The sequence below is a fragment of the Kitasatospora sp. NPDC087315 genome, from assembly GCF_044744345.1.
In the GTDB taxonomy this organism is placed as follows: Bacteria; Actinomycetota; Actinomycetes; order Streptomycetales; family Streptomycetaceae; genus Kitasatospora.
In genome coordinates this window covers 63673-81740 of record NZ_JBIUYD010000016.1, presented here as the reverse complement: position 1 = coordinate 81740, position 18068 = coordinate 63673, and the positions used below count along the sequence as shown (strand labels likewise).

The window sequence follows — 18068 nt, the reverse complement described above, 5'->3', positions numbered from 1 at the left end:
GTCATCTGCTCTCGGTGGCTTCCCTGCCGTCGGTCAGCCCCGGGATCATCCCGGAGAACACGGACCGCAGCCCCCTTCGGCCTGCCGAAGGGTTCTTCCTGTTCGATGACGACGTAGTGAATGCGGAGTTGATCTCAGTTCACCTGACGATCACGCAACCGCACGAGATCGGCATGTACGCCGGGGTGTTCTGCAAAAACTGGAACAGACCGCTTCCAGGGCTCTGAACTGGGGTTCTTTGCTTGACAGCGGCGATGTATGGCGTTCGGCCTGCTCTTCTTCGGAAACTGGGACGAGCATCAGAAGCCCCGGGACGATCTATAGGGGAGCGGGGGAGGTCGCACCCCGCAGGGTGCGGCCCCCCCACGTGCTGCTGACCGGCATCACCGCTGCTCGGCCCGGTCCTTCCTGACGCTGCGCAAGCTGACCACCGGCCGGGTGACGAAGTACGCGGCGACCAGCACGGCCTGGCGCGGCCGGCCCCCGACGGCCCACCGCCCGCCGAACCGCACCTGCCGCTCGGCCCAGCCACCCAGCCCACTCCACACCGTGTTCGGCGAGCTGCGCGAGCTGGCCCGGGGTCAGCTTCACCCGGCGAGCCTTCTGGTTGTTGAGCCAGGTGCCCAGGACGAAGTGCGACACCACCGCCTGCTCCTCACCGCCGGGGCCGGCCTCCACGGTCTCCAGCGGCTCCTTGCGCGGGCGCTTGACGGCTGCGTGCCCTTCCCGCTCGACGAACTGCGCCAGCGCCGCCAGGCCCTGGGCGAACCGGTCGACGCGGGAGACCGCCGGCTTCGCCTCCGTGGCGGCCTTGGCGGCCACCAGCTCCTGGTCCTCCTCGATGCCGACCGCTGACAGCAGGTCCCGCTGGTCCTCCTCCGGGCCGGGCCAGCCGGCCCGCTGCGCCTGCGCCCAGCGGCCGAGCTGCTCACCCTCGTACACCGGGTCCGTGGCAGGGGCCGGCGGGTCGTCCGGCGGGTCAGTGGACAGCGGCGGCACTCCTTCATCCGTAGTGGCGGACACGATACGAAGGCGCTGGTGACGCGGAATCGGGAGCCCTCGTACGGCGGGCGCCGTGTTGTGGGCAGCGCTGGTAACCAAGGCGCGGGCGACTTCCGCCCTGGACAGGACGGTCAGCGGATCGGCGCTCGTTGGCTCCGCCTCGGCCCATTCCCACAGGGCCCGGATGCCGGTGGCGCGGTCGGACAGGTACTGCACCCGGTGGTCCTTGAGCGCCCAGTTGTCGCCACCTACGGCTCCAGGCGGGGGTCGTCGATGTCGACGGTGGCGATCCCGGGCGGATACAGCTCCGGACGGGCCGTCAGGATCAGGTGCTGCAGCGGACGCACCGGGGTGGGCAGGCTCGTGGCGATGGCATGGGCCAGATCCGGGCCGCCGTAGCCGTCGCGGACCATGGTCGCCACCACCACTGCGGTACTCGCATCCAGCGGCTCGAACTCGAGCGCGGGCAGCGCCATGACCGCGTGCGCGGCACCCTCGCCCTTCACCTCGGCCTCGACCACGCACAGCACCGGAACCAGCAGATGCTGGAACGGACTCTGCAGAGCGGAGTCCACGATCCGATGCAGGCGCGGATGACCGGCGGCCAGCGCGGACAGGGCGCTGGAATCCAGAATGATCACGCGCTGCGCCTCGGGGCGACCTTGGCGCGCGCATCCGCCGCGGCGATGTCGTAGACCCGCTGCAGCAGGTTCGGGCCCTCGTCCAGCTCCGTGTCGGTGAGCGTCATCCCGAAGTGCTCCCGCAGCAGCCGACGGCCCTCGGCAACGCGCTCCGCGATCTGCTCCGCGGTGGGCTGCGCCTCCACCAGCAGGGCCACCTGGGCGCCAATCGTGGTGCCGCGGGCCGCCGCGAGAGCGGCCAGCCGGTCACGCGTATCAGGGGAAACCTTGATCGTCGCATCAGCCATACCGCGATCGTACACCGCTGGTACACCGCTGGTGTACCGACCTGCCCGGACTCGGAAAAGCCCAGGCCCGCGCCGACGGCAAGCTGACCGGCCGCACGATGGGACACCTCACCCCACCACCGCGCCTGCCCGGCCCCGCCGCTTCATACGGTCGACAGGGACCGGGACCACGAGCACGAAGGGCAGGCCGTACGGGACCTCCCGCAACGCGCCCCGCGACGGCACCGAGCCCGACGCGGCGGGCGGGGTCGGCACTCCCTGACAGACGCCCCGGACAACCCCGACAACCGCGCCGCCTGCAACCAACGCCAGAAGGCCCGGGAGAAGAAGGCCCGCCAGGTCCACCGCGAGCTGATGGAGACCCTGGCCTGCGCCGACTGCGGGAACGTGCCGACCCAGGAGAGCACCGAGGAGTACGGCCCCAAGGGACCACAGAAGTGGACCCGCCGCCCGGGTGGCCGCTGCTGGTCCTGCCACGAGAAGGACCAGGAACACACGGAACGGCTGGAACGGGAGGCCGAAGAGCAGCTGGAGGCGGCCCGCGCGGCCAACGCGCGGCTGCGCCCGTGCTGGACGTGCCGGGGTTCGATCGGCGGGAAGGAGGGGCCGTGGCTGGAGCTGACCGAGAAGGCCGCCCTGACCGGCTGGAGTGCCCGCAGTGCGTCAGCGACCGGGAGACGAAGGGGCTGGGGCCGCTGGTGCTGCCCGCCCCGACCCGGCGGGAGCTGATGGCCGCCCGTATCTCGGCCCCCGCCGACCGGTGGTGGGAGGCCCGGGTGCGGCACGCCAAGCTCTACCCGCCCAAGGGCCGCACCGCCTGAACCCCGGAGCCCGGGGCCTGTCGCGGGTGCTGCCGCGTCCCCTGTCGCGTGGGGCGCTGTCGGGTGCTGCGACCTGCACGGACGGGCCCCTTCTCCTGTAGCCGATCCGGGCGCGACAGCCCCCCGTGACAACCTCCGGACGCGACGCGCGGTGCAACACGCAACCCGCGTCGCACCGCGCACTGCTCGGCCCGGACCGCGTCCGGCGCCGGCCTCCACCAGGCCGTCGAACCAGGCGGGGGCCTGCTCGCGGGAGCGGGGGCCATCACTGCCTGCGCCTGCGGCTGGCCTTGCTCCGGGGAGAGTCTGTCCGATCGGGCAGCCTCGCCCGGTAGGCGGGGCAGTTTCTGACGGACCCACAGATGTGCCGGCAAAGGCGTTGGTACGTTCTCGATGAAAGGTCTAGACAAGTCAATCACCGTTCAGCGAGGGGAATTTCGTTGCGTCGCTCTGCTTCTGCCGCTCTGTCCACAGCTGTGTCCATCACGTTGCTCTCGGGAATCTGGGCCGCTTCGCCGGCCCAGGCAGCCACCTCGGGGACGACGCCCACCGCCTACACCGGGACGGTGTTCCTCAACTCCACCGGGACCGTCGACAGCAACGGGTTCGTGACCCTCTCGGGTACGTACCGCTGCTCCGCGCCCGTCCCCGCCCCCGCCCCCTCCCCCTTCGGTCCTCGCGTGGTCCGCCTCCACAGTTCGGCGTGGGGGCCTGGTCGCGCCGAGCCGGCCGTCTGCGACGGTGCCGAACACACGTGGGTGCACCGTGACAGGCCCCTCAGGGTGCCCCTGGTGACAGTCGAACAGATCCAGTCCGTTGCGGAACTGGAGCTGTGGGAATCGACGGGCTGGCCGGTCATCACAATCACCCCCCTCTCGATCGATCGGAAGATCGTCGATCTGCAGGCTGCTGCGGGCTGACGCAGGGCCCGTCGGCATGCGGGACGGACTTGGGCCTGTCGTGATGTCACCAGTGGCGGCCTGGTGACGGAACGTCGGTCGGCCGAGGGCGGCGACCGACTCGTGGGGCGGCGGCTCGTCCGGGGACGGCTGGCGCGAGTACGACGATTCCGTGCCCGTCCTCGCCACCACCCTGGACCTCCTGGCCGAGCCCGGCCCGCTCGGCCCCGTCTGGTGGCGCTACGGCCGCCAAGGCCGGCACTCCCTGACCGACGCCCTCGACAACCCCGACGGAGACCGGCTGCTCGAAGCCGAGCAGACCGCCCATGCCCAGGCCCGGGAGAAGGAGTGGCGGCAGGCGGAGCGCGAGCGGCGCCGTCCGGCCTGCACCCGCTGCCGGGCGAAGTTCTCCGACGAGCGGTGGGCCGAGCACGAGCGGGCCGATACCTGGGGCGACGACGGCTTGTGCGCCGACTGCCGCCGGGCCGACACCGACCAGCGGGCCCGGGAGGCCGCCGAGCACCACCAGGCCGCCGCCGAGGCCGCGGCCGCCGGCGCCTGGTGGCGTCGGTCCTGACCCGGCCCCGCCTCGGGTGCAAGCCGCTGACCTGCACCGGTGAGTTTCGCCTCGGGGCGGTGAGTTCCGCCCCGAGGTGCCGGTGAGATTCGCGCGCCCGGGCGGCCGGACCCTGGTGAGTTTCGCCCCCGTCGCCTGGTGAGTTTCGGATGTCGGCGCAGGTCAGCGGCTGGTTGGAGCGGAATCGGGGATGGGCCGTCCGGGTGGTTGCGGGGTTCGGCACCGCGGCGCGGTGGGCAGAGCCTCCGGCATGACGACACCCCATGACCAGGCGCCGCCGTCGCCGCCGTCCGGCCTCGCCCACCGTGCCCGCTCCCGCCGGCCCCGGCCCGGCCGCGCGGCGGCGGGTGCTGCCGGACCTGGTCCAGCGAACACCTCGCCCAAGGCGGCCTGGTCGTCCGCACGACCTGGCACGAACCCGCCTGCCCGACGTGGGCCCGGCGCTGAGCGCCGACGGCGGGGAGGGTCGCCGGATGCACGACCAGCCTGCCGAACCCGACTCCACGGACCCCGTCGCTGCGGCCGGCGACCGCCGGGCGTTGTGGGACCGGACGGTCGCGGCTCTCGCGGCCGCGGGCATCGACGTCGTCCAGGCCGGGGACGGCCGCCCCGGCGCGGTGCTGGAGCTCGGCCCGCGCGGCCTCGCGGTCGCGGTCCGCTGGCAGCTCACCGACCAGCACCCGCTGCCCAGCGGTGTCCTCGCCGTCAGCGTCTGCCGCACCCCGGGCGGCGACCCGCCCAGCGCCCGCTTCGTGCAGAACCTCGTCCTCGAATCGCATCTCGCCGGTGCCGGGCTGGGCACCGCGTACGCCGACGAGCACCTGGTCGTCCTGGACCCCGACGTGGTCCTCCCGGGAGCGTCCGGCCGCCGGCCTTGATGGCGCCACGGAGCCGCGCTCCGCACCTTGATGGTCCGCCAAGGTATCCGTCCGATACCTTGGCAGCCATGTCACGGCGAGATAACGCGCCAGGTCAAAGCATTGGTGAGAGCGGAATCGGTCACCTTGATGCCCGCCCCGCGCCCTCCGGTTCGTTCTGCGCAGGTAGAACGAAGCGATCAACCCTGTGATGACATCGCGCACCTTGATGGCCCGGCGGCCGGCCCGGTCAGGGCACCTTGATGCCCGCCCCAGCAGTCCGGGGCGGGCCATCAAGGAATGAGTGGCGGTGCCGGTCAGGGCCTGGTGCCGGTCAGCTCCCACCAGGGGGCGGGCCCGTCGTCCAGGTCGGCGGTCGACCACCAGAGGTCGGCACCCGCGCCATCGGCTTCCAGATCCTCCAGCTCGGCGACGCCGGCCGCCACGGTGCGCAGCATCCTGGCGACGTACGGGGTGCGGGTGGCGATCTCCAGGTCGTTCGCCCGGTTGGCGAAGCCGGCCTGGCCGGTGCCGGTGAGGACGAACAGCAGCCGCGGGAAGACGACGTAGTGCTGCTGCCGGGCCGGGAGCACGCCCTGGGCGTGGGAGGTGCGCCGCAGGTGCGCCGGGATGGGGTGGTGGTCGTGGAAGCGGGCGTGGCCGATCAGCTTCGACGCCGGTTTCTCGCTGGCCATGGTGCCACGGTCGACCTCGACGAACGCCCGGTGCGGCGTGCGCCCGTCGGCGGCGGTGCGGCCGTAGTGGAGCAGGCCGTCGGGGATGACTGCCCCGGCCGGGCCTGCGCCGTAGCGGTGGTAGACCTCCGGCAGGAAGTCCAGCGGCGCGCACTCGTCTTCCGCCGCCCGGGCGCCGGCCACGAAGGCGACGTGGGTGCGGACGACGGCCAGGATGTGACCGAGCCGCAGCCGCGCCGCGCTCTTGTCGCCGGGCGGCGGCGAGGCGACGCCCTTCAGCTCGGGGAACGTTGCGGCGATCCGGGCGGTGTGCCCGGTCGGGAACCAGGCCCGCGGCCTCCCGGCCTGCGGCAGCACGACGTCCTCGACCAGGCCCTCGTCCTTGAGCCGGCGAAGACGCCGGCGCATCTGCTCCGGCCCGGCCTCGGGGGTGTGCAGGACGCGCAGCTGCTCGGCGGTGGCCATCCGGAACTGGGACAGCGCGGCGACCACGGCGTGGTCGATCTCGGGCGGCATCGCCATCACGGGCTCCTCGAAGTCGGCGCCCGCCGCCCTGGTGGCAGCGGGCATTGGGATGGAAGCCCGCGCCTCTCACCGGATTTCTCACCACCGGCGGTCCTTGCGGTCACGATCCGACAACGGGTGTTCTAACCGGTCCGGCAACCGGTGGTGAGAACGGGTGCGCCATCCGGTGGCCGCCTCTTCCGGCCGCCGGGCTCGGAATCTGGGCAACTGTGCAGGTCCGGGGCAGTGGTGAGTGGCTGTCGAGGTGGAACTCACCACCTCGACAACCCTCTTCTCCTTTCTTCCCTTTGTCTTTGGTTTTTGGTCTGTGGTTGCGGTTGTCGGTTCGGGTTCGGTACCTGCGGTGGGCTGTTCTTCTTCCCGGCGTCCGGCTGGTGCCGGCCGCGTGGGTGGGGCGGGTTCGGCGGCTCGTCCCCGGGCACGGGCGTGCGCGGGCGGCCTGGGCCCTTCCTGGCCCGCCGCGTTCGGTGCTGCGTGTTCGTGTTCGTGTGCGGCCCGTGGTTGGTGCGCTCGGGTCGTCCGGCCCGTTGACTCACTGCGGCGGATTGCGCCTCAACTTGCGGCGCTCCCAACGATTCGGATGGCGGACAACCACGCCCGCCGGGCCACCGGTGCCGCTGAGACGAATAAGCGGTGTACCCGAGAGCCGGTCGGAGGTGGTCAGGTCTTTCAGCCCACCGAGGCCGGGATCCACCCCACCGGTCTCCGCAGCCCAGCCATCAGGGATGACGACGGTAACGCCGGCCATCTGGCCATGGACTTCCACCTCGACGGCCGACAGTCGGCAGTCGGTCCGGGTGAAGTCAAGCTTGGCGCCGCCCAGGCCGCCATACGCGATTATGCGTGCGGGCACCTGCCAGCGCCCGATACGGGAAACACCGTTAAGGCCCCCCTTGAGCACCAGCGGACGTCCCGGGTCCACAGGAACCACGGGCGGCAGGTCGCCAGTGAGCGACGCCAGGTCGGCGTGAGTCTTGGCGATCAGCGCCTGTTCCAGCCTCGCATCCAGCTCGTGGAGGTCGAGGCGCCCCTCGGCTGCTGCCTCCTGTAGACGCTCAACCACCGCATCGCGCTCGGCATGAGAGGCCCGCACATCACCTGGGCGGACCGGTTCCGGTAGATCAGCAGTCATATGGCTGATGATACGAAGAGGCCGGTGCGGGGCCTGGGCTGTCGGGTATGTGGCCTCAGTGGAACTGAAACGCGGTGAGGTCGCTGGTGGCTTCTGACCTGCTTTGTTTCACGAGTTGAGAGAGCGTATAGGCGTACCGCAAGAGGGCGCTGGTCTGGGCATTTAAGGGACGGTGTGTCAGGGGGAACCTCGTGTGTGGCGTCCGACCTGGAGTGTTTCAAGAGCTGCAACCGCGTTCCGAAGCCAATGAGAACGCTGTAGGGAGCTCTGGTTGTTGGGTTACCGGTCAGCCTGCCGGCGGGGGAGACGGGCGTCGCAGCGGCGCTGCAGGCCGCCCTCGCCCAGTACCCGGCCCGCCCTGACGACGACCAGGCCGTCGACGAGGACGAGTCGGACGGCCGGGAGCACGGCCTGCTCGGGGACGTCCGTACCCGGGTCCGTCGGCGGGCGGCCGGGCTCACCCTGGACGCCATCGACCGGGCCGCGGTCGTCCTTCAGGAGTGGCAGCGCATCCGCGGCGAGGGCGGTGGGCTCGATCCAGCCGAGCTTGCGCATCCAGCCGAAGTCGACTCTACCGATCACTGCAGAGTTCGCATCGCTTCTGACGTGCGAGAACACGTCGCGTAGACGGCGAAGTGCGCTAGTCGCGTGCCGCATGGAAGACACCTCCCAGCTGCGTCAGGCCGTCCTTACCTGGCTCGAGCAGGCATGCAACCTGCCCTCCGCACCCCAGGCCATCACAGATGTGGCGCTTGCGGTGCTGCCGGAATGGGAGGCCTTGAGCAATGCGGTGGTCAGGGCGGCACCGATATCGGATCACCGTGACCTCTACGGCAAGGGCGACGGCGGCAGGCGTCTGTCCGTGATGACCCGTCACCATCCCACGGTGACGGAACCCGGAGGTCACCACAAGCCGCCCCGCTGTGTGGGGTGGTGGCCGGTCCCGTTCGGCCTGCCCGCTCCTGCCTGGCCCCCGTCTGCCCGGCTCGGCTGCGCCTGCCCGTCCCGGCCTGTCCGTGCTGCGCCGGGCCCGGGCCGGTGGTTGCGTTACCGGCTGCTGGTGACGCAACCCTGCTCCGGCTGTCTGGAGGCCCGGCCGGGCTGCCGCTGTGGGTGTTCCCGGGGGTGTTCGCCTGGCCGTCCGGAGCCCTCCGGGGGCCGTCTCGGGGCGGTCCGGGTAATCCCGCGAAGTGACGGACCGCCCAAAAGGCCGCCGTATTCCGCTCACGAATGCGGCCGGTATTTCCTTCGGGTAAGGCCCGGTCTGGCGGGTGCCGGGATTTCTGGTGACAGCCTGCCGGGATTCTCGGTCGCGGTTTCGGCGGGTGGCAGCCGCCCCGGCCCCGGCGGGTGGGCTGTCAAGCCAGGGCGCCCGGCGTGGTCCTCTCAGCGTCGCCGACCCGTTGGAGCAGTTGGGACGTGAGCAGGTCCTGATACGGCTTGAACTGGAACTGCAGCGGTGGAGCCATGTCGCCGAAGGACTCGCCGAACGCGTGCGGTGACCGTACCAGTCCCAGCAGCACCCGGTCCGCCGTGTCGTCGCCGGCCGGGTGCGGGCCTGAGCCGGCGGCTTCGGGCGCGCTGATGGCGGTGGGGGCGCTCCCGGGCTGCAAGCGCTCCTCGGCTCGGGCGCCGGCAACCATGGCCCGGTCGGCGACCCCGATGGCTCCGACGCCGACTGCCTGCTCACCGTGAACTGGGACAGCACGGTCGACTGGTCGTACGTCCGGGACCGCGAATCCGACCCCGGCGTCTACCCGCCGATGAAACTGGACGTCCCCGCCGCCTCCGACCCGGTCGGCCTGGCCTGCGCCCTCGAGTACGGATGGCGAGACCGCCGGCCGGATGCCCCACCCGGCCCACTGGGAGGGCGCCGAGCGCCTCGACGAAGCCGTTCGGGCCTGGCGGAACGAGCACTGGACACCAGCGGGGCGGACACCAGCCGCCGGTGCCCGCCCCGCCGCGACGTGAGGTCCTCGATGCGGGCGGTGCCGGCCGGGACGAGCGTCTCGGTGGCCGGCCGGGTCCTGCGGCGGCTTCGCGCCCCGCCCGGCTGCCGCCGTGCCGGTCAGGGGGGGCGGCAGCTGTGGCGACGTCCGGTGGTGCCGTTCCCGCGTCGGCCGGGTGTGGTGGCGGTCTCAATGGCGGGCGATCGGTGGTGACTCGGCGTGGTGGGTGGTGGGCCGGTCGGTGATGGTGCCGGGGCCGGGGCGGTGAGTGCGCTCACACGCGGATGCGATGAACGACGACGGCTAGCAGTCCGTTTTGCGCCACTTCGCAAGGGGGCTGGGGGGTGTTTGTGCAGGCCGGGAGGGGTGGCGCGCTCCAGACAGGCCCTTCCTTCGAATCGGATCCGGTCTCTTCGCTACGACCGCGGGTCGTAGCGAAGGGGCCTTGGCGAGCGCCGATCCAGTCTGGCAACTTGGCATTCGTCGCCAGCCACACCGGCTCCTGTCCCGCCGGTGAACGGCTTACCGCCGAGTCACGCCCTGCGACCGTTCGGCCCCTGTCCGGCCATGGTCGAGGCGGGGCGTGACACCGGCCCAACCCGATTGAGGTCTTGCTCTTCATGCCCGCTTTCAAGCTCCGTATGCGTACCTCTGCCGTGATTCTTGCCGGTGCCGCCGGTGTGACCGCCCTGGGTGCCGCCGTGGTCCCCACCGTCGCCTCGGCCGCGGACGCCTCCCCGCAGGCCATCGCCGCTCAGATCGTGTCGGCGGACCAGCTGGCCTCGTTCAGCCAGATCATCTCCCACGAGTCGGGCTGGAACGTCACGGCGACCAACCCGAGCTCGGGCTCGTACGGTCTGGGCCAGGCGCTGCCGGCCTCCAAGATGGCCTCGGCTGGTGCGGACTGGAAGACCAACCCGTCCACCCAGATCAAGTGGGCGCTGGACTACATGAACACCCGCTACGGCAGCCCGAACGCCGCCTGGAGCTTCTGGCAGACCCACCACTGGTACTAAGCCGACCATTCGGCTTCCCCTCACCCCGGGGGCCGGACAGGGGCAACCGGAGTGACCCACGAGGGCCTGTGCCCGCGCATCTGCGCGGGCACAGGCCCTCGTGCCGTTTCCCGGCCGTCCGAAACACCCCGATCGGCAGCAGCGTACCCACGCCGGTGCCCGGCAGCGCACCGCCGGGTGCCGCGGGCGTCGTTCTGCCGGGAGAAGGCGGCCGCCAGCCTTGACGGCCGCCGTCGACCAGGCCCTGGCCGCCGCCCAGGACGACCTGCGGATCGCCGACCGGCACGCCGACGCCGGTGACGAGAGCGCCGTCGTCCGGGCCGCGGTCGTCTTCCAGGAGCGGCAGCGCATCCGCGGCGAGGCCGCCACCACCATGCTCAAGTCCTACGGCCCGGACCACGACCTCGGACTCCAGCGCGCCCAGTGCACAGAGCACCACCGCCAGGACGTTGCCGACCGCGCTCGCGAGGCCGCCCGCCAGGCCCGGCAGAGCGCCGATGTTGCGCACCGCCGCTTCGCCGGGCCCGCCGCCGACCCGCTCTACACCGCTCTCGCCCGCGCGGGCCTCCACATCCTCACCGACCGCGACCACCGGGCCATCCGGGACCTCACCCGCCACCCGATGGCCGGCATCAGCTTGTCGAGTTCGTGGTCGGAGATGAAGCGGGGCACCTTCTGGGGGTACTTGGGGGCATCGCCCGCACCGATCAGGGTGTGGCCGGGAACGTCGGCGTACTGCCAGACGGCGGTGTCCCGGAAGAACTGGGAGAGCCCGGAGATCCGCTGGATCCGCGACATCACGCCCAGCGGCTTGCCGGTCCGCTCCGCAGGAGCCTGGGCGATGTGGCCTATCCAGTCGAGGCAGTGTTCCCGGGTGACGTCGGCGAAGGTGGTGATCTCGGGATGGTTCTCGCCGAGCCATACGCCGAACACCCGCACCGCGAGCTCCAGCTTGTCCACCGTCGACGGAGCATCGGTCAGCTCGCGTGCCGCCAGCCACTTCTGGGCGACCGCCAGCATGCACAGCGGCAGCTCCATCGGCGGGCTTCCATGACGGCATCAGCTTGCGCGGCTGGGCGGCCACCTGGCCGCGACGGAACAGCACGACCTGCAGCTGGTGCAGATGCGTCACCCACTGCTTGGAGGCATTGTCGCGGCAGCTCTGCGCGGAGGGGTACCGTCCCGGCGGGGATGCCCCGCACGATGCCGCGGGGGCGGCTGCTGATCACGTACGGGACATCCCAGCTGGGCGGCGACCGGAACCATCAATGCGACGCCACCGCCGTGTGGACGTCGTCCGCAGGTACGCGGGCCTACGCCCTCCTCGATGGCGTCGGCGACACCCCGGCCGTCCGCACCTGGACCCAGGCCGCCGCCCGCCGCCTGGCCCGCGCCGCAGTCCTGCACGCGGACGCGGAAGCCGGCCTGCGCGCCGAGTACGACCACTACGCCGCAGAGCCCGCCCGGACCGCCGACCACGACCTTCCCACCGCCGCGGCCGTCGTCGTGGTGCACACCCCCGGCGGCCTGCTCTCGGTCGCCTGGTCCGGAGACGCACGCGCCTACCTCCTCCTGGACGGACACCTGCGCCTGCTCACCGAAGACCACAACGCACGCCGGGCCTACGGCACCGACCGGAACCTGATCACCGCCTGCCTCGGAGGAGACCAGAACGACCGCCAGACCGAAGAGGTCTGGGGCCACCCCGCCGTCGAAGTCGTCCGCGGACCGGCCCGGCCGGGCCGACTGCTGCTCGCCTGATGACGGGCGTGTGGATGGAGCCCTGCCCGGCCTGCGATGCCCGCCGTCCCGCAGCCTCCGCTTTCATCCGCTGGCACCGAGACCCCGGCCGTGATCCGGAGGGGCTGCCGCAGTTGTTCGGGGAGCGGTATGCACAACCCGGGGTGCGTGGTGGGGTCAGCCTCTGCCGGTGCCGGGCCGTGCGGTCCAGTCGCCGACCGCCTGGTTCACGGTGGAGAACCGCGCACCGTGTTCCTTGGCCCGGCGGATGATCCGTTCCAGGATGCGGATGCGCCCGGCGCGGCCGATGGACTGGGGGTGGAAGGTCTGGGTGAAGACCCCGTGCGGAACCTCCTCCACCATGAAGTCGAGATCCGCCAGCCAGCGGTTGGCCAGCCCCTCGACGTCGGTGGAGGCGGGCATCAACATCGGCGGGGCGAGGGCGAACTCCATGAAGGGGAAGTCGTCGAGGGTCCACGAGACGGGCACCTCGACCAGGTCCAGCTCGCGCCCGAACTCCACGGCCCGGTCACGGTGGATGATGTCGCCGGTACGGCAGCGGTACAGCTCGAAGTCGTGCCCCATCATGCTGCTGTCGTACGTGAACCCGAAGTCCGACAGCAGCCGTGTGGAGTTCGGGGAGAGATCGAACGCGGGCGACCGGTAGCCGGCCGGGCGGACTCCGAGAACCCGGTCGAGAGCGTCGAGTCCACGCTCCAGCACTTCGGACTCGGCGGCTTCGTCCAGGCTGGTCGGCCCCTCATGGGCGTAGCCGTGGTGGCCGATCTCATGGCCGGCGTCGCGAATGCGCTTGCACACGTCCGGGTAGGTGTCGACGTCCAGGCCGGGGATGTACCAGGTGGACGTGACTCCTTCACGCTCCAGCAGATCGAGGATGCGCGGGGTCGCGACGTTCGCCGCGAACTCGCCGCGCGACACATACGTCGGGGTGGACAGGCCCATAGTGCCCAGCCAGACGGAGATGGCGTCGAAGTCGAAGGTCAGGCATACGGTCGGTTTGGACATGGGTCCTCGTCTCCTTGATCGGGATGGTCGGTGGCCGAACGCGGACTCAGTGGGAGGGCCAGGCCCGGTAGCGCTCCGCGCGCCGGCGGCGGTCCGCGAAGGTCGTCGCGGCGCCCGTCTTCCGGTTCTCGGCGAGCCGCTGGAGATCGACATCGGCGACGGCGACCGCGTCGACGTTGGCGGCGGTCTCGGCCAGAACCCCGTTGTCGGGCCAGCCCGCGTCGCACGGGCCCAGGACCGCGCTGCGCGCCCAGGCCCCGGGCCAGGGCCCGCGTGCGGGACCGGCGACACCGGAGTGCACGGTGTAGATCTGGTTCTCGACGGCGCGGGCGGCGGCGCAGTGACGGACGCGCCAGAACCCGGCCTCGGTGATGGTGAGCGAGGGGACGAGGACGATCTGCACACCCTGCTCGGTGAGCGACGCGGAGCACTCCGGGATCTCGGCCTCGTAACAGATATTCACGCCGACGACGCCGAAGGGAAGTTCCACGACCGCCATATCGTCTCCCTCGCCGATACCGAGGGAATTTTCGAGTGGGAAGAGGTGGGTTTTGGCGTGCTCGTGCAGCAGCGCTCCGCCCGGCCCGAAAAGAGGAGCGACGTTGAGCAGGCCGCCATCCCCGGTACGGACCAGATGTGAACCGGCGAGGATGTACTGTCCGCGCTTCGCGGCCTCGCGGGCCATGAGTTCCCGGTACCGGTCGGTGAACCGTACGGTCTCGACCACAGGCTCCAGATCCACAGCGTCGCGCCAGCCGGGAACGGCCGTCATGAGTTCGAAGGTGACCAGTTCGGGCAGCACGACGAGGTCGGCGCCGACCGCTTGGTCGAGCAGATCCCGAAGATGTGCGGCGAACTCCTCGAAATCCGCGACTTCACGGAACGCTGAAGTACAGCTGGCGATTCTGGGCATCAGGGTCTCCCTCGAGTCCGGTCGATGCCCGCATGCTGTCAGCGAAATCGTCAGAATTCGTCGGTCAAATGACCGACAAGCGGACAACACAGCCCCCGGTTACGATGCCCTGATGAGCACGTATCCGCCCCGTTTTTCCACGGTGATCGCCATGGTGTCCCGCGCGGGCGAGATCCGGGAGCGCCATCGCGGCGAAATCACCGTGCACGCCGGCCTTTCCCGCTATCTGCGCACGGCGGCTCGCACCGGGCTGCCCGCCCCTGTGTGTTTCGCCTGGGACACCGGCCCCGACCCGGTCGTACTCCCCAAGGAGCCCGACACGGGCCATCCCCAGATCCTGCGCGTCCATATCGCACCCGCCGGGCGTCCGTCCGGGGGCTGTCACGTCGAGGTCCGGCCGTTCGCGCCGGAGGAACGTTCCGGACTCACCGGGCGTGAGCTCCAGGTGCTGACCCTGGTCGCCTGCGGACTGACGAACCCCGACATCGCCACCCGCCTGACAGTTTCCCGGCGCACGGCCGCCACCCACGTCGAGCGGCTTCTGCACAAGCTGGGAGTCACCAGCCGCGCCGCGGCGACAGCGATCGCGCTGGACCGTGACCTGTTCACCCTCCCGGTACGGGGCGAGCTGGCGGGCCTCCCGTCGCTCGGCCCGCTGAGGCTGGAGGCGGCGGTACGCGACAACCCCGGGAGCCCGTCCACCCCCGACGCTCCACGACGGCGCGTCACCCGCCCGCGACCCCTGTTGATCGGCGCCGTCTATCCCTCCGCCGGGGACTGGCTCGGTGACGGCCTCAAGATGGAACAGGGCACCAGACTCGCCGTGGACGAGATCAACGAACGCGGCGGTGTAGCCGGCCGCAGGATCGAGCACATCCCGCTCCGGGTCAACATCCAGGACGGCCGGGCGATACAGCACGCGATCGAACGACTCGTCGGCGAGGACGTCGACGCGATCACCACGGGATACACGCTCCAGCGTTCCCGCGATTCACTCAGCGCGCAGTTCCTCCCCGCGGCCTCCGCGGGCTCTCCCCTACTGCACCATTCGACGTCGGCGAGCGCCGCCGATCTCATCGCCGAAGAGACCGACACGTTCAGCAACGTCTTCCAGGTGTGCGGCCGGGAGAGTGTCTACGGAACCGGCTTCGTCCGTATGCTCACCACGCTGCGCGACTCAGGAGCGTGGCGCCCCGCCTCGAACAGACTTCAGGTCTTCGACACCGACGACACCGATATGACCACGTTCACCCCGTCCGCGATGGAAGCGGCCGAACGAGCCGGATGGCGGCCGGCCGTCGAACACATCAATTCCTTCGCGCCTGACTGGACCACCGTCATCAGCCAGATCCGCGACCTGGACCCCGCCGCCGTCATGATCGCCCACTTCGCCACGGCCCAGATGGCGGCCTTCGTACGCGAATTCCGGCGCGATCCGTCCGACGCCCTGCTGTACGCCCTGTACTCGCCCTCGGTTCCCCAATTCCTCGACCAGGCCGACGGCCGCGCCGAGGGAATGCTCTGGGCGACCGTCAGCGGACTGTACGGCGACAACTTCGGCCATCAATTCGAGCGACGGTTCCTCCGGCGCTTCGGGAGCACACCCGGATTGTCCAGCGCGGGAATCCGCTACGACATGATCCACCTACTGGCCGCCGCATGGTCACAATGCGACTCGCCCCACGACACCGAAGAGGTCAACCGCGTCCTGCGCCGCATCGTCCATCGCGGGGTCAACGGCTCCTACCATTTCGGCTCTCCCGACCAGACCAACCTGGTCTACCCGGACCAGACGACCGACCCGTCCATCGCGCAAGCCCACCTCGTCTACCAGGTCCAGGACGGCCACCATCACATCATCGCCCCCACGCCGTACTCCACCGCGCCCTTCCGGCCGGTGGCCTGAGACCGCGACCGCCTCCGGACCGCGCCGGAGCTGCCCGGTGTGGGCCGGGGTCGGGTCGGAAGACCCGATCATGCCGCCCGCGCAACGGGACGCGTTCACCGCCGAGATGCAGGCCGCGGGCGTCGACTGGCGCCTCGTGGTCTACGGCGGAGCCTTGCACGCCTTCCACTACCCGCCGGTCGACCACACCGTGCTCCCCGGCGTCGGCCACCACCCACGGCACGCGCAGCGGGCCTGGCGCGACGTCGTCGACCTGCTCGCCGAGTGCCTGCCCGTGACGGAGTGATCTGGTCAGCAACCGCGAACCAGGCCGGTCGACTCGGGGGCTTCTTCGTGCAGCAGGTCGGTGCCGTCGATACGGCTGCCCAGCAGGCGGACCCAGCCCAACAGGAAGCCGTTGATGCTCTGGTGGGTCCGGTGCTTGGCGCCGCAGGCACGCTCGCGGTCGAAGGCCAGGAAGCGGAGGTAAGTGGCGAAGTCCGCTCGGGATTCCACCTGCTGCCAGGAGTCGATGTTTCGGGATGCGGGCACATCGAGAGACTACGAGGCCGCTGGCCTGCGTTGGGACGGACCGGATCAACTGAGACGACACCCGGCATCCAGGCTTCCGGGACCAGATAGCCTGAGATTTTCGGCGTCCGGGCGTCTCAAGTGATCTGGTCGCCGCAGGTCACAGCCCTACTCGCAGAGCAGACCATTTGAGACGGGACACCCCCTGTCGCGAGGGGTGCTGTCATGCGCTGTGACCTGGGCGGACGCCTGCTTTCCCCGTGTGTGGTCGGGGCGCTGAACACCTCGTCCATGGCGGCGCAGAAACCGCTCATATTGCGGTGCTCGACCATGACGCCCTTGGGGCGGCCGGTGGAACCGGACGTGTAGATCACGTACGCGAGGTCGGCGGGGCCGGCCGCCGGGTGCGGCGGGCCGGACGGGTGGCCGGTGAGGTCGAGTCGGTCCACCTCAAGGACCTCGGTGCATTCCGGGACATCCGGCGGCCGGGCCGAGGTGGACCGGACGAGCACGAACGCGGCCGAGGCGTCGCCGAGGATGTACGCGGTGCGCTCTGTAGGGGCGCCTGGGTCGAGCGGCAGATACGCGCCGCCCGCCTTGAGCACCGCCAGCAGGGAGATCACCAGCTCCGGAGAGCGGAGGAGGTACAGCCCGACCAGGGTCCCCGGTCCCACCCCTCGTCGGCGCAGCGCGCGGGGGAGAGCAGCGGCAGCCGGTCCACCGGGGTGTCCGGGGCGGCGACCGCCACCCGCAGCACGGTCCGCCACTCGTCGAGGAGGCGTTCCGCGGTGTCCCGGGCGTAGAGGTCGGTGGCGTACTCCAGTCCCGCGCGTAGGCCGTCCGGGCAGTCCTCGGTCAGGGCGCCCGTCGACAGTCCGGGCAGCGCGAACCCCTCGGTGGGGGTGTTCTGGAGGATGAACATGTGCTGGAAGAGGGGGCTGTGACTGAGCGACCTCTCCGGTTGCAGCACTTCCACCAGCTGTTCGAACGGCATCTCCTCGTGGGCGAATCCGTCCATGGTCACGGTCCGCACCCGGTCGGTCAGCTCCCGGAAACTGGGGGAGCCCGCGGTGCTCACCCGCAGCACCAGGGTGTTGGCGAAGAAGCCGATCAACGGCTCCATCTCCAGGGCGGGCCGTCCGGCGACGGGCGTCCCGATCGTCAGGTCCTCGGTGCCGGAGCGGCGCGACAGCACAACGATCCAGGCGGCCAGCAGCACCATGAACAGCGTCGCCCCGGACTCACGGGCGAGTGCGTGGACATCGCCCAGGAGCTCCCGGTCGAGATGGCAGTGCTCGACCGCCCCGCGGTAGGACTGGGTCGGCGGCCGGGGCCGGTCGGTGGGCAGTTCCAGCCGGGCCGGCGCGCCCGCGAGCCGGTCGCGCCAGTAATCGACGGTGTCCTGGAGCTTCCCGGAGGCGAGCCGGGCGTGCTGCCAGTCCGCGTACTGGACGGGGAGTTCGGGGAGCGTGCCGGGGGTCGCGCCGGGGGGGGGGGCCGCGCGGGGGGGGGCGGAGCCCCCCCAAACCCAACCAACGCCCCCCCCCCCCCCCGCGCAGGGGCGCCCCCCCC

At 71.0% G+C, this 18068-nt stretch carries 21 protein-coding genes and 2 pseudogenes; 11 read left to right on the top strand and 12 right to left on the bottom strand.

The window, feature by feature from the left end:
- Positions 1-14: 14 nt before the first annotated feature.
- Complete coding sequence (locus ACIO5D_RS23205) at positions 15-227, top strand: hypothetical protein (RefSeq protein WP_400797457.1); 213 nt, start codon at positions 15-17, stop codon at positions 225-227.
- Between the two features lie 91 nt (positions 228-318).
- Here the strand turns inward: ACIO5D_RS23205 and ACIO5D_RS23200 are convergent, their stop codons facing one another.
- From ACIO5D_RS23200 to ACIO5D_RS23190, 3 genes are all read right to left on the bottom strand, one after another.
- Positions 319-1023: a helicase associated domain-containing protein gene (locus tag ACIO5D_RS23200; protein ID WP_400797454.1), complete on the bottom strand. Its 705-nt coding sequence runs from the start codon at positions 1021-1023 to the stop codon at positions 319-321.
- 227 nt (positions 1024-1250) lie between these two features.
- On the bottom strand, positions 1251-1643 hold the full coding sequence (locus tag ACIO5D_RS23195; protein ID WP_400652405.1) for a hypothetical protein: 393 nt from the start codon (positions 1641-1643) through the stop codon (positions 1251-1253).
- The gene (locus tag ACIO5D_RS23190) at positions 1640-1930 is read right to left on the bottom strand and encodes a hypothetical protein (protein WP_363609787.1); all 291 of its coding nucleotides are present in this window, start codon (positions 1928-1930) and stop codon (positions 1640-1642) included. Before ACIO5D_RS23190 ends, ACIO5D_RS23195 begins: the two co-directional genes overlap by 4 nt.
- Before the next feature lie 608 nt (positions 1931-2538).
- Here ACIO5D_RS23190 and ACIO5D_RS23185 point away from each other — a divergent pair.
- The 5 genes and pseudogenes from ACIO5D_RS23185 (at position 2539) to ACIO5D_RS23165 (ending at position 5105) form a co-directional block, all read left to right on the top strand.
- Positions 2539-2751, top strand: a complete 213-nt coding sequence (locus ACIO5D_RS23185) for a hypothetical protein (protein ID WP_400797451.1) — start codon at positions 2539-2541, stop codon at positions 2749-2751.
- A gap of 362 nt (positions 2752-3113) precedes the next feature.
- Positions 3114-3536 (top strand): annotated as a pseudogene (locus tag ACIO5D_RS23180) (DUF6299 family protein); the annotation flags it as partial.
- 6 nt (positions 3537-3542) lie between these two features.
- The gene (locus tag ACIO5D_RS23175; protein ID WP_363609809.1) at positions 3543-3671 is read left to right on the top strand and encodes a hypothetical protein; all 129 of its coding nucleotides are present in this window, start codon (positions 3543-3545) and stop codon (positions 3669-3671) included.
- 151 nt (positions 3672-3822) lie between these two features.
- Positions 3823-4227 (top strand): hypothetical protein, encoded by a 405-nt coding sequence (locus ACIO5D_RS23170; RefSeq protein ID WP_400797448.1) that lies wholly within the window; start codon positions 3823-3825, stop codon positions 4225-4227.
- A 473-nt stretch (positions 4228-4700) separates the two neighbouring features.
- On the top strand, positions 4701-5105 hold the full coding sequence (locus tag ACIO5D_RS23165; protein ID WP_400761948.1) for a hypothetical protein: 405 nt from the start codon (positions 4701-4703) through the stop codon (positions 5103-5105).
- A 296-nt stretch (positions 5106-5401) separates the two neighbouring features.
- On the opposite strand, the gene ACIO5D_RS23160 is transcribed toward ACIO5D_RS23165, so the two are convergent.
- The 4 genes from ACIO5D_RS23160 to ACIO5D_RS23145 all read right to left on the bottom strand — a co-directional run bounded on the left by ACIO5D_RS23160 (position 5402) and on the right by ACIO5D_RS23145 (position 9049).
- A complete protein-coding gene (locus tag ACIO5D_RS23160) occupies positions 5402-6349 on the bottom strand; it encodes a replication-relaxation family protein (RefSeq protein WP_400797446.1) in 948 nt (315 codons plus the stop codon).
- A gap of 487 nt (positions 6350-6836) precedes the next feature.
- Positions 6837-7436: a DUF1707 domain-containing protein gene (locus tag ACIO5D_RS23155; protein ID WP_363609797.1), complete on the bottom strand. Its 600-nt coding sequence runs from the start codon at positions 7434-7436 to the stop codon at positions 6837-6839.
- 279 nt (positions 7437-7715) lie between these two features.
- Positions 7716-8018, bottom strand: coding sequence for a hypothetical protein (locus ACIO5D_RS23150; protein ID WP_400797443.1), 303 nt, complete (start codon positions 8016-8018; stop codon positions 7716-7718).
- 776 nt (positions 8019-8794) lie between these two features.
- Positions 8795-9049: a hypothetical protein gene (locus ACIO5D_RS23145; RefSeq protein ID WP_400797440.1), complete on the bottom strand. Its 255-nt coding sequence runs from the start codon at positions 9047-9049 to the stop codon at positions 8795-8797.
- A gap of 977 nt (positions 9050-10026) precedes the next feature.
- Between ACIO5D_RS23145 and ACIO5D_RS23140 the strand changes: the two genes are divergently transcribed.
- From ACIO5D_RS23140 to ACIO5D_RS23130, 3 genes are all read left to right on the top strand, one after another.
- Positions 10027-10401, top strand: a complete 375-nt coding sequence (locus ACIO5D_RS23140) for a transglycosylase SLT domain-containing protein (RefSeq protein WP_363614857.1) — start codon at positions 10027-10029, stop codon at positions 10399-10401.
- Positions 10402-10621: 220 nt separating this feature from the next.
- Positions 10622-11455, top strand: coding sequence for a hypothetical protein (locus tag ACIO5D_RS23135; protein WP_400797437.1), 834 nt, complete (start codon positions 10622-10624; stop codon positions 11453-11455).
- Positions 11456-11592: 137 nt separating this feature from the next.
- Complete coding sequence (locus tag ACIO5D_RS23130; RefSeq protein ID WP_400797434.1) at positions 11593-12162, top strand: mucin-2; 570 nt, start codon at positions 11593-11595, stop codon at positions 12160-12162.
- Positions 12163-12318: 156 nt separating this feature from the next.
- Here the strand turns inward: ACIO5D_RS23130 and ACIO5D_RS23125 are convergent, their stop codons facing one another.
- Both ACIO5D_RS23125 and ACIO5D_RS23120 read right to left on the bottom strand, forming a co-directional pair.
- On the bottom strand, positions 12319-13167 hold the full coding sequence (locus tag ACIO5D_RS23125; protein ID WP_400652379.1) for a polysaccharide deacetylase: 849 nt from the start codon (positions 13165-13167) through the stop codon (positions 12319-12321).
- Positions 13168-13213: 46 nt separating this feature from the next.
- Positions 13214-14080 (bottom strand): nitrilase-related carbon-nitrogen hydrolase, encoded by an 867-nt coding sequence (locus ACIO5D_RS23120; RefSeq protein ID WP_400797431.1) that lies wholly within the window; start codon positions 14078-14080, stop codon positions 13214-13216.
- 112 nt (positions 14081-14192) lie between these two features.
- On the opposite strand from ACIO5D_RS23120, the gene ACIO5D_RS23115 reads away from it, so the two are divergent.
- Both ACIO5D_RS23115 and ACIO5D_RS23110 read left to right on the top strand, forming a co-directional pair.
- Complete coding sequence (locus ACIO5D_RS23115) at positions 14193-15986, top strand: ABC transporter substrate-binding protein (RefSeq protein WP_400797428.1); 1794 nt, start codon at positions 14193-14195, stop codon at positions 15984-15986.
- A pseudogene (locus ACIO5D_RS23110) lies at positions 15970-16272 on the top strand (dienelactone hydrolase family protein); the annotation flags it as partial. The gene ACIO5D_RS23115 and the pseudogene ACIO5D_RS23110, both read left to right, overlap by 17 nt.
- A 5-nt stretch (positions 16273-16277) precedes the next feature.
- Here ACIO5D_RS23110 and ACIO5D_RS23105 read toward each other — a convergent pair.
- From ACIO5D_RS23105 to ACIO5D_RS23095, 3 genes are all read right to left on the bottom strand, one after another.
- Positions 16278-16517: a hypothetical protein gene (locus ACIO5D_RS23105; RefSeq protein ID WP_400797425.1), complete on the bottom strand. Its 240-nt coding sequence runs from the start codon at positions 16515-16517 to the stop codon at positions 16278-16280.
- A 116-nt stretch (positions 16518-16633) separates the two neighbouring features.
- Complete coding sequence (locus ACIO5D_RS23100; protein ID WP_400797422.1) at positions 16634-17170, bottom strand: AMP-binding protein; 537 nt, start codon at positions 17168-17170, stop codon at positions 16634-16636.
- A partial coding sequence (locus tag ACIO5D_RS23095; protein ID WP_400797420.1) for a condensation domain-containing protein occupies positions 17116-18068 on the bottom strand: 953 nt, incomplete at its 5' end. The genes ACIO5D_RS23100 and ACIO5D_RS23095, both read right to left, overlap by 55 nt.

Coding starts and splice junctions, on each gene's coding strand:
- ACIO5D_RS23155 (WP_363609797.1), bottom strand. CDS start 7,436: ATGACTGCTGATCTACCGGAACCGGTCCGCCCAGGTGATGTGCGGGCC.
- ACIO5D_RS23140 (WP_363614857.1), top strand. CDS start 10,027: ATGCGTACCTCTGCCGTGATTCTTGCCGGTGCCGCCGGTGTGACCGCC.
- ACIO5D_RS23115 (WP_400797428.1), top strand. CDS start 14,193: ATGAGCACGTATCCGCCCCGTTTTTCCACGGTGATCGCCATGGTGTCC.
- ACIO5D_RS23190 (WP_363609787.1), bottom strand. CDS start 1,930: ATGGCTGATGCGACGATCAAGGTTTCCCCTGATACGCGTGACCGGCTG.
- ACIO5D_RS23160 (WP_400797446.1), bottom strand. CDS start 6,349: ATGCCCGCTGCCACCAGGGCGGCGGGCGCCGACTTCGAGGAGCCCGTG.
- ACIO5D_RS23165 (WP_400761948.1), top strand. CDS start 4,701: ATGCACGACCAGCCTGCCGAACCCGACTCCACGGACCCCGTCGCTGCG.
- ACIO5D_RS23120 (WP_400797431.1), bottom strand. CDS start 14,080: ATGCCCAGAATCGCCAGCTGTACTTCAGCGTTCCGTGAAGTCGCGGAT.
- ACIO5D_RS23130 (WP_400797434.1), top strand. CDS start 11,593: ATGCCCCGCACGATGCCGCGGGGGCGGCTGCTGATCACGTACGGGACA.
- ACIO5D_RS23125 (WP_400652379.1), bottom strand. CDS start 13,167: ATGTCCAAACCGACCGTATGCCTGACCTTCGACTTCGACGCCATCTCC.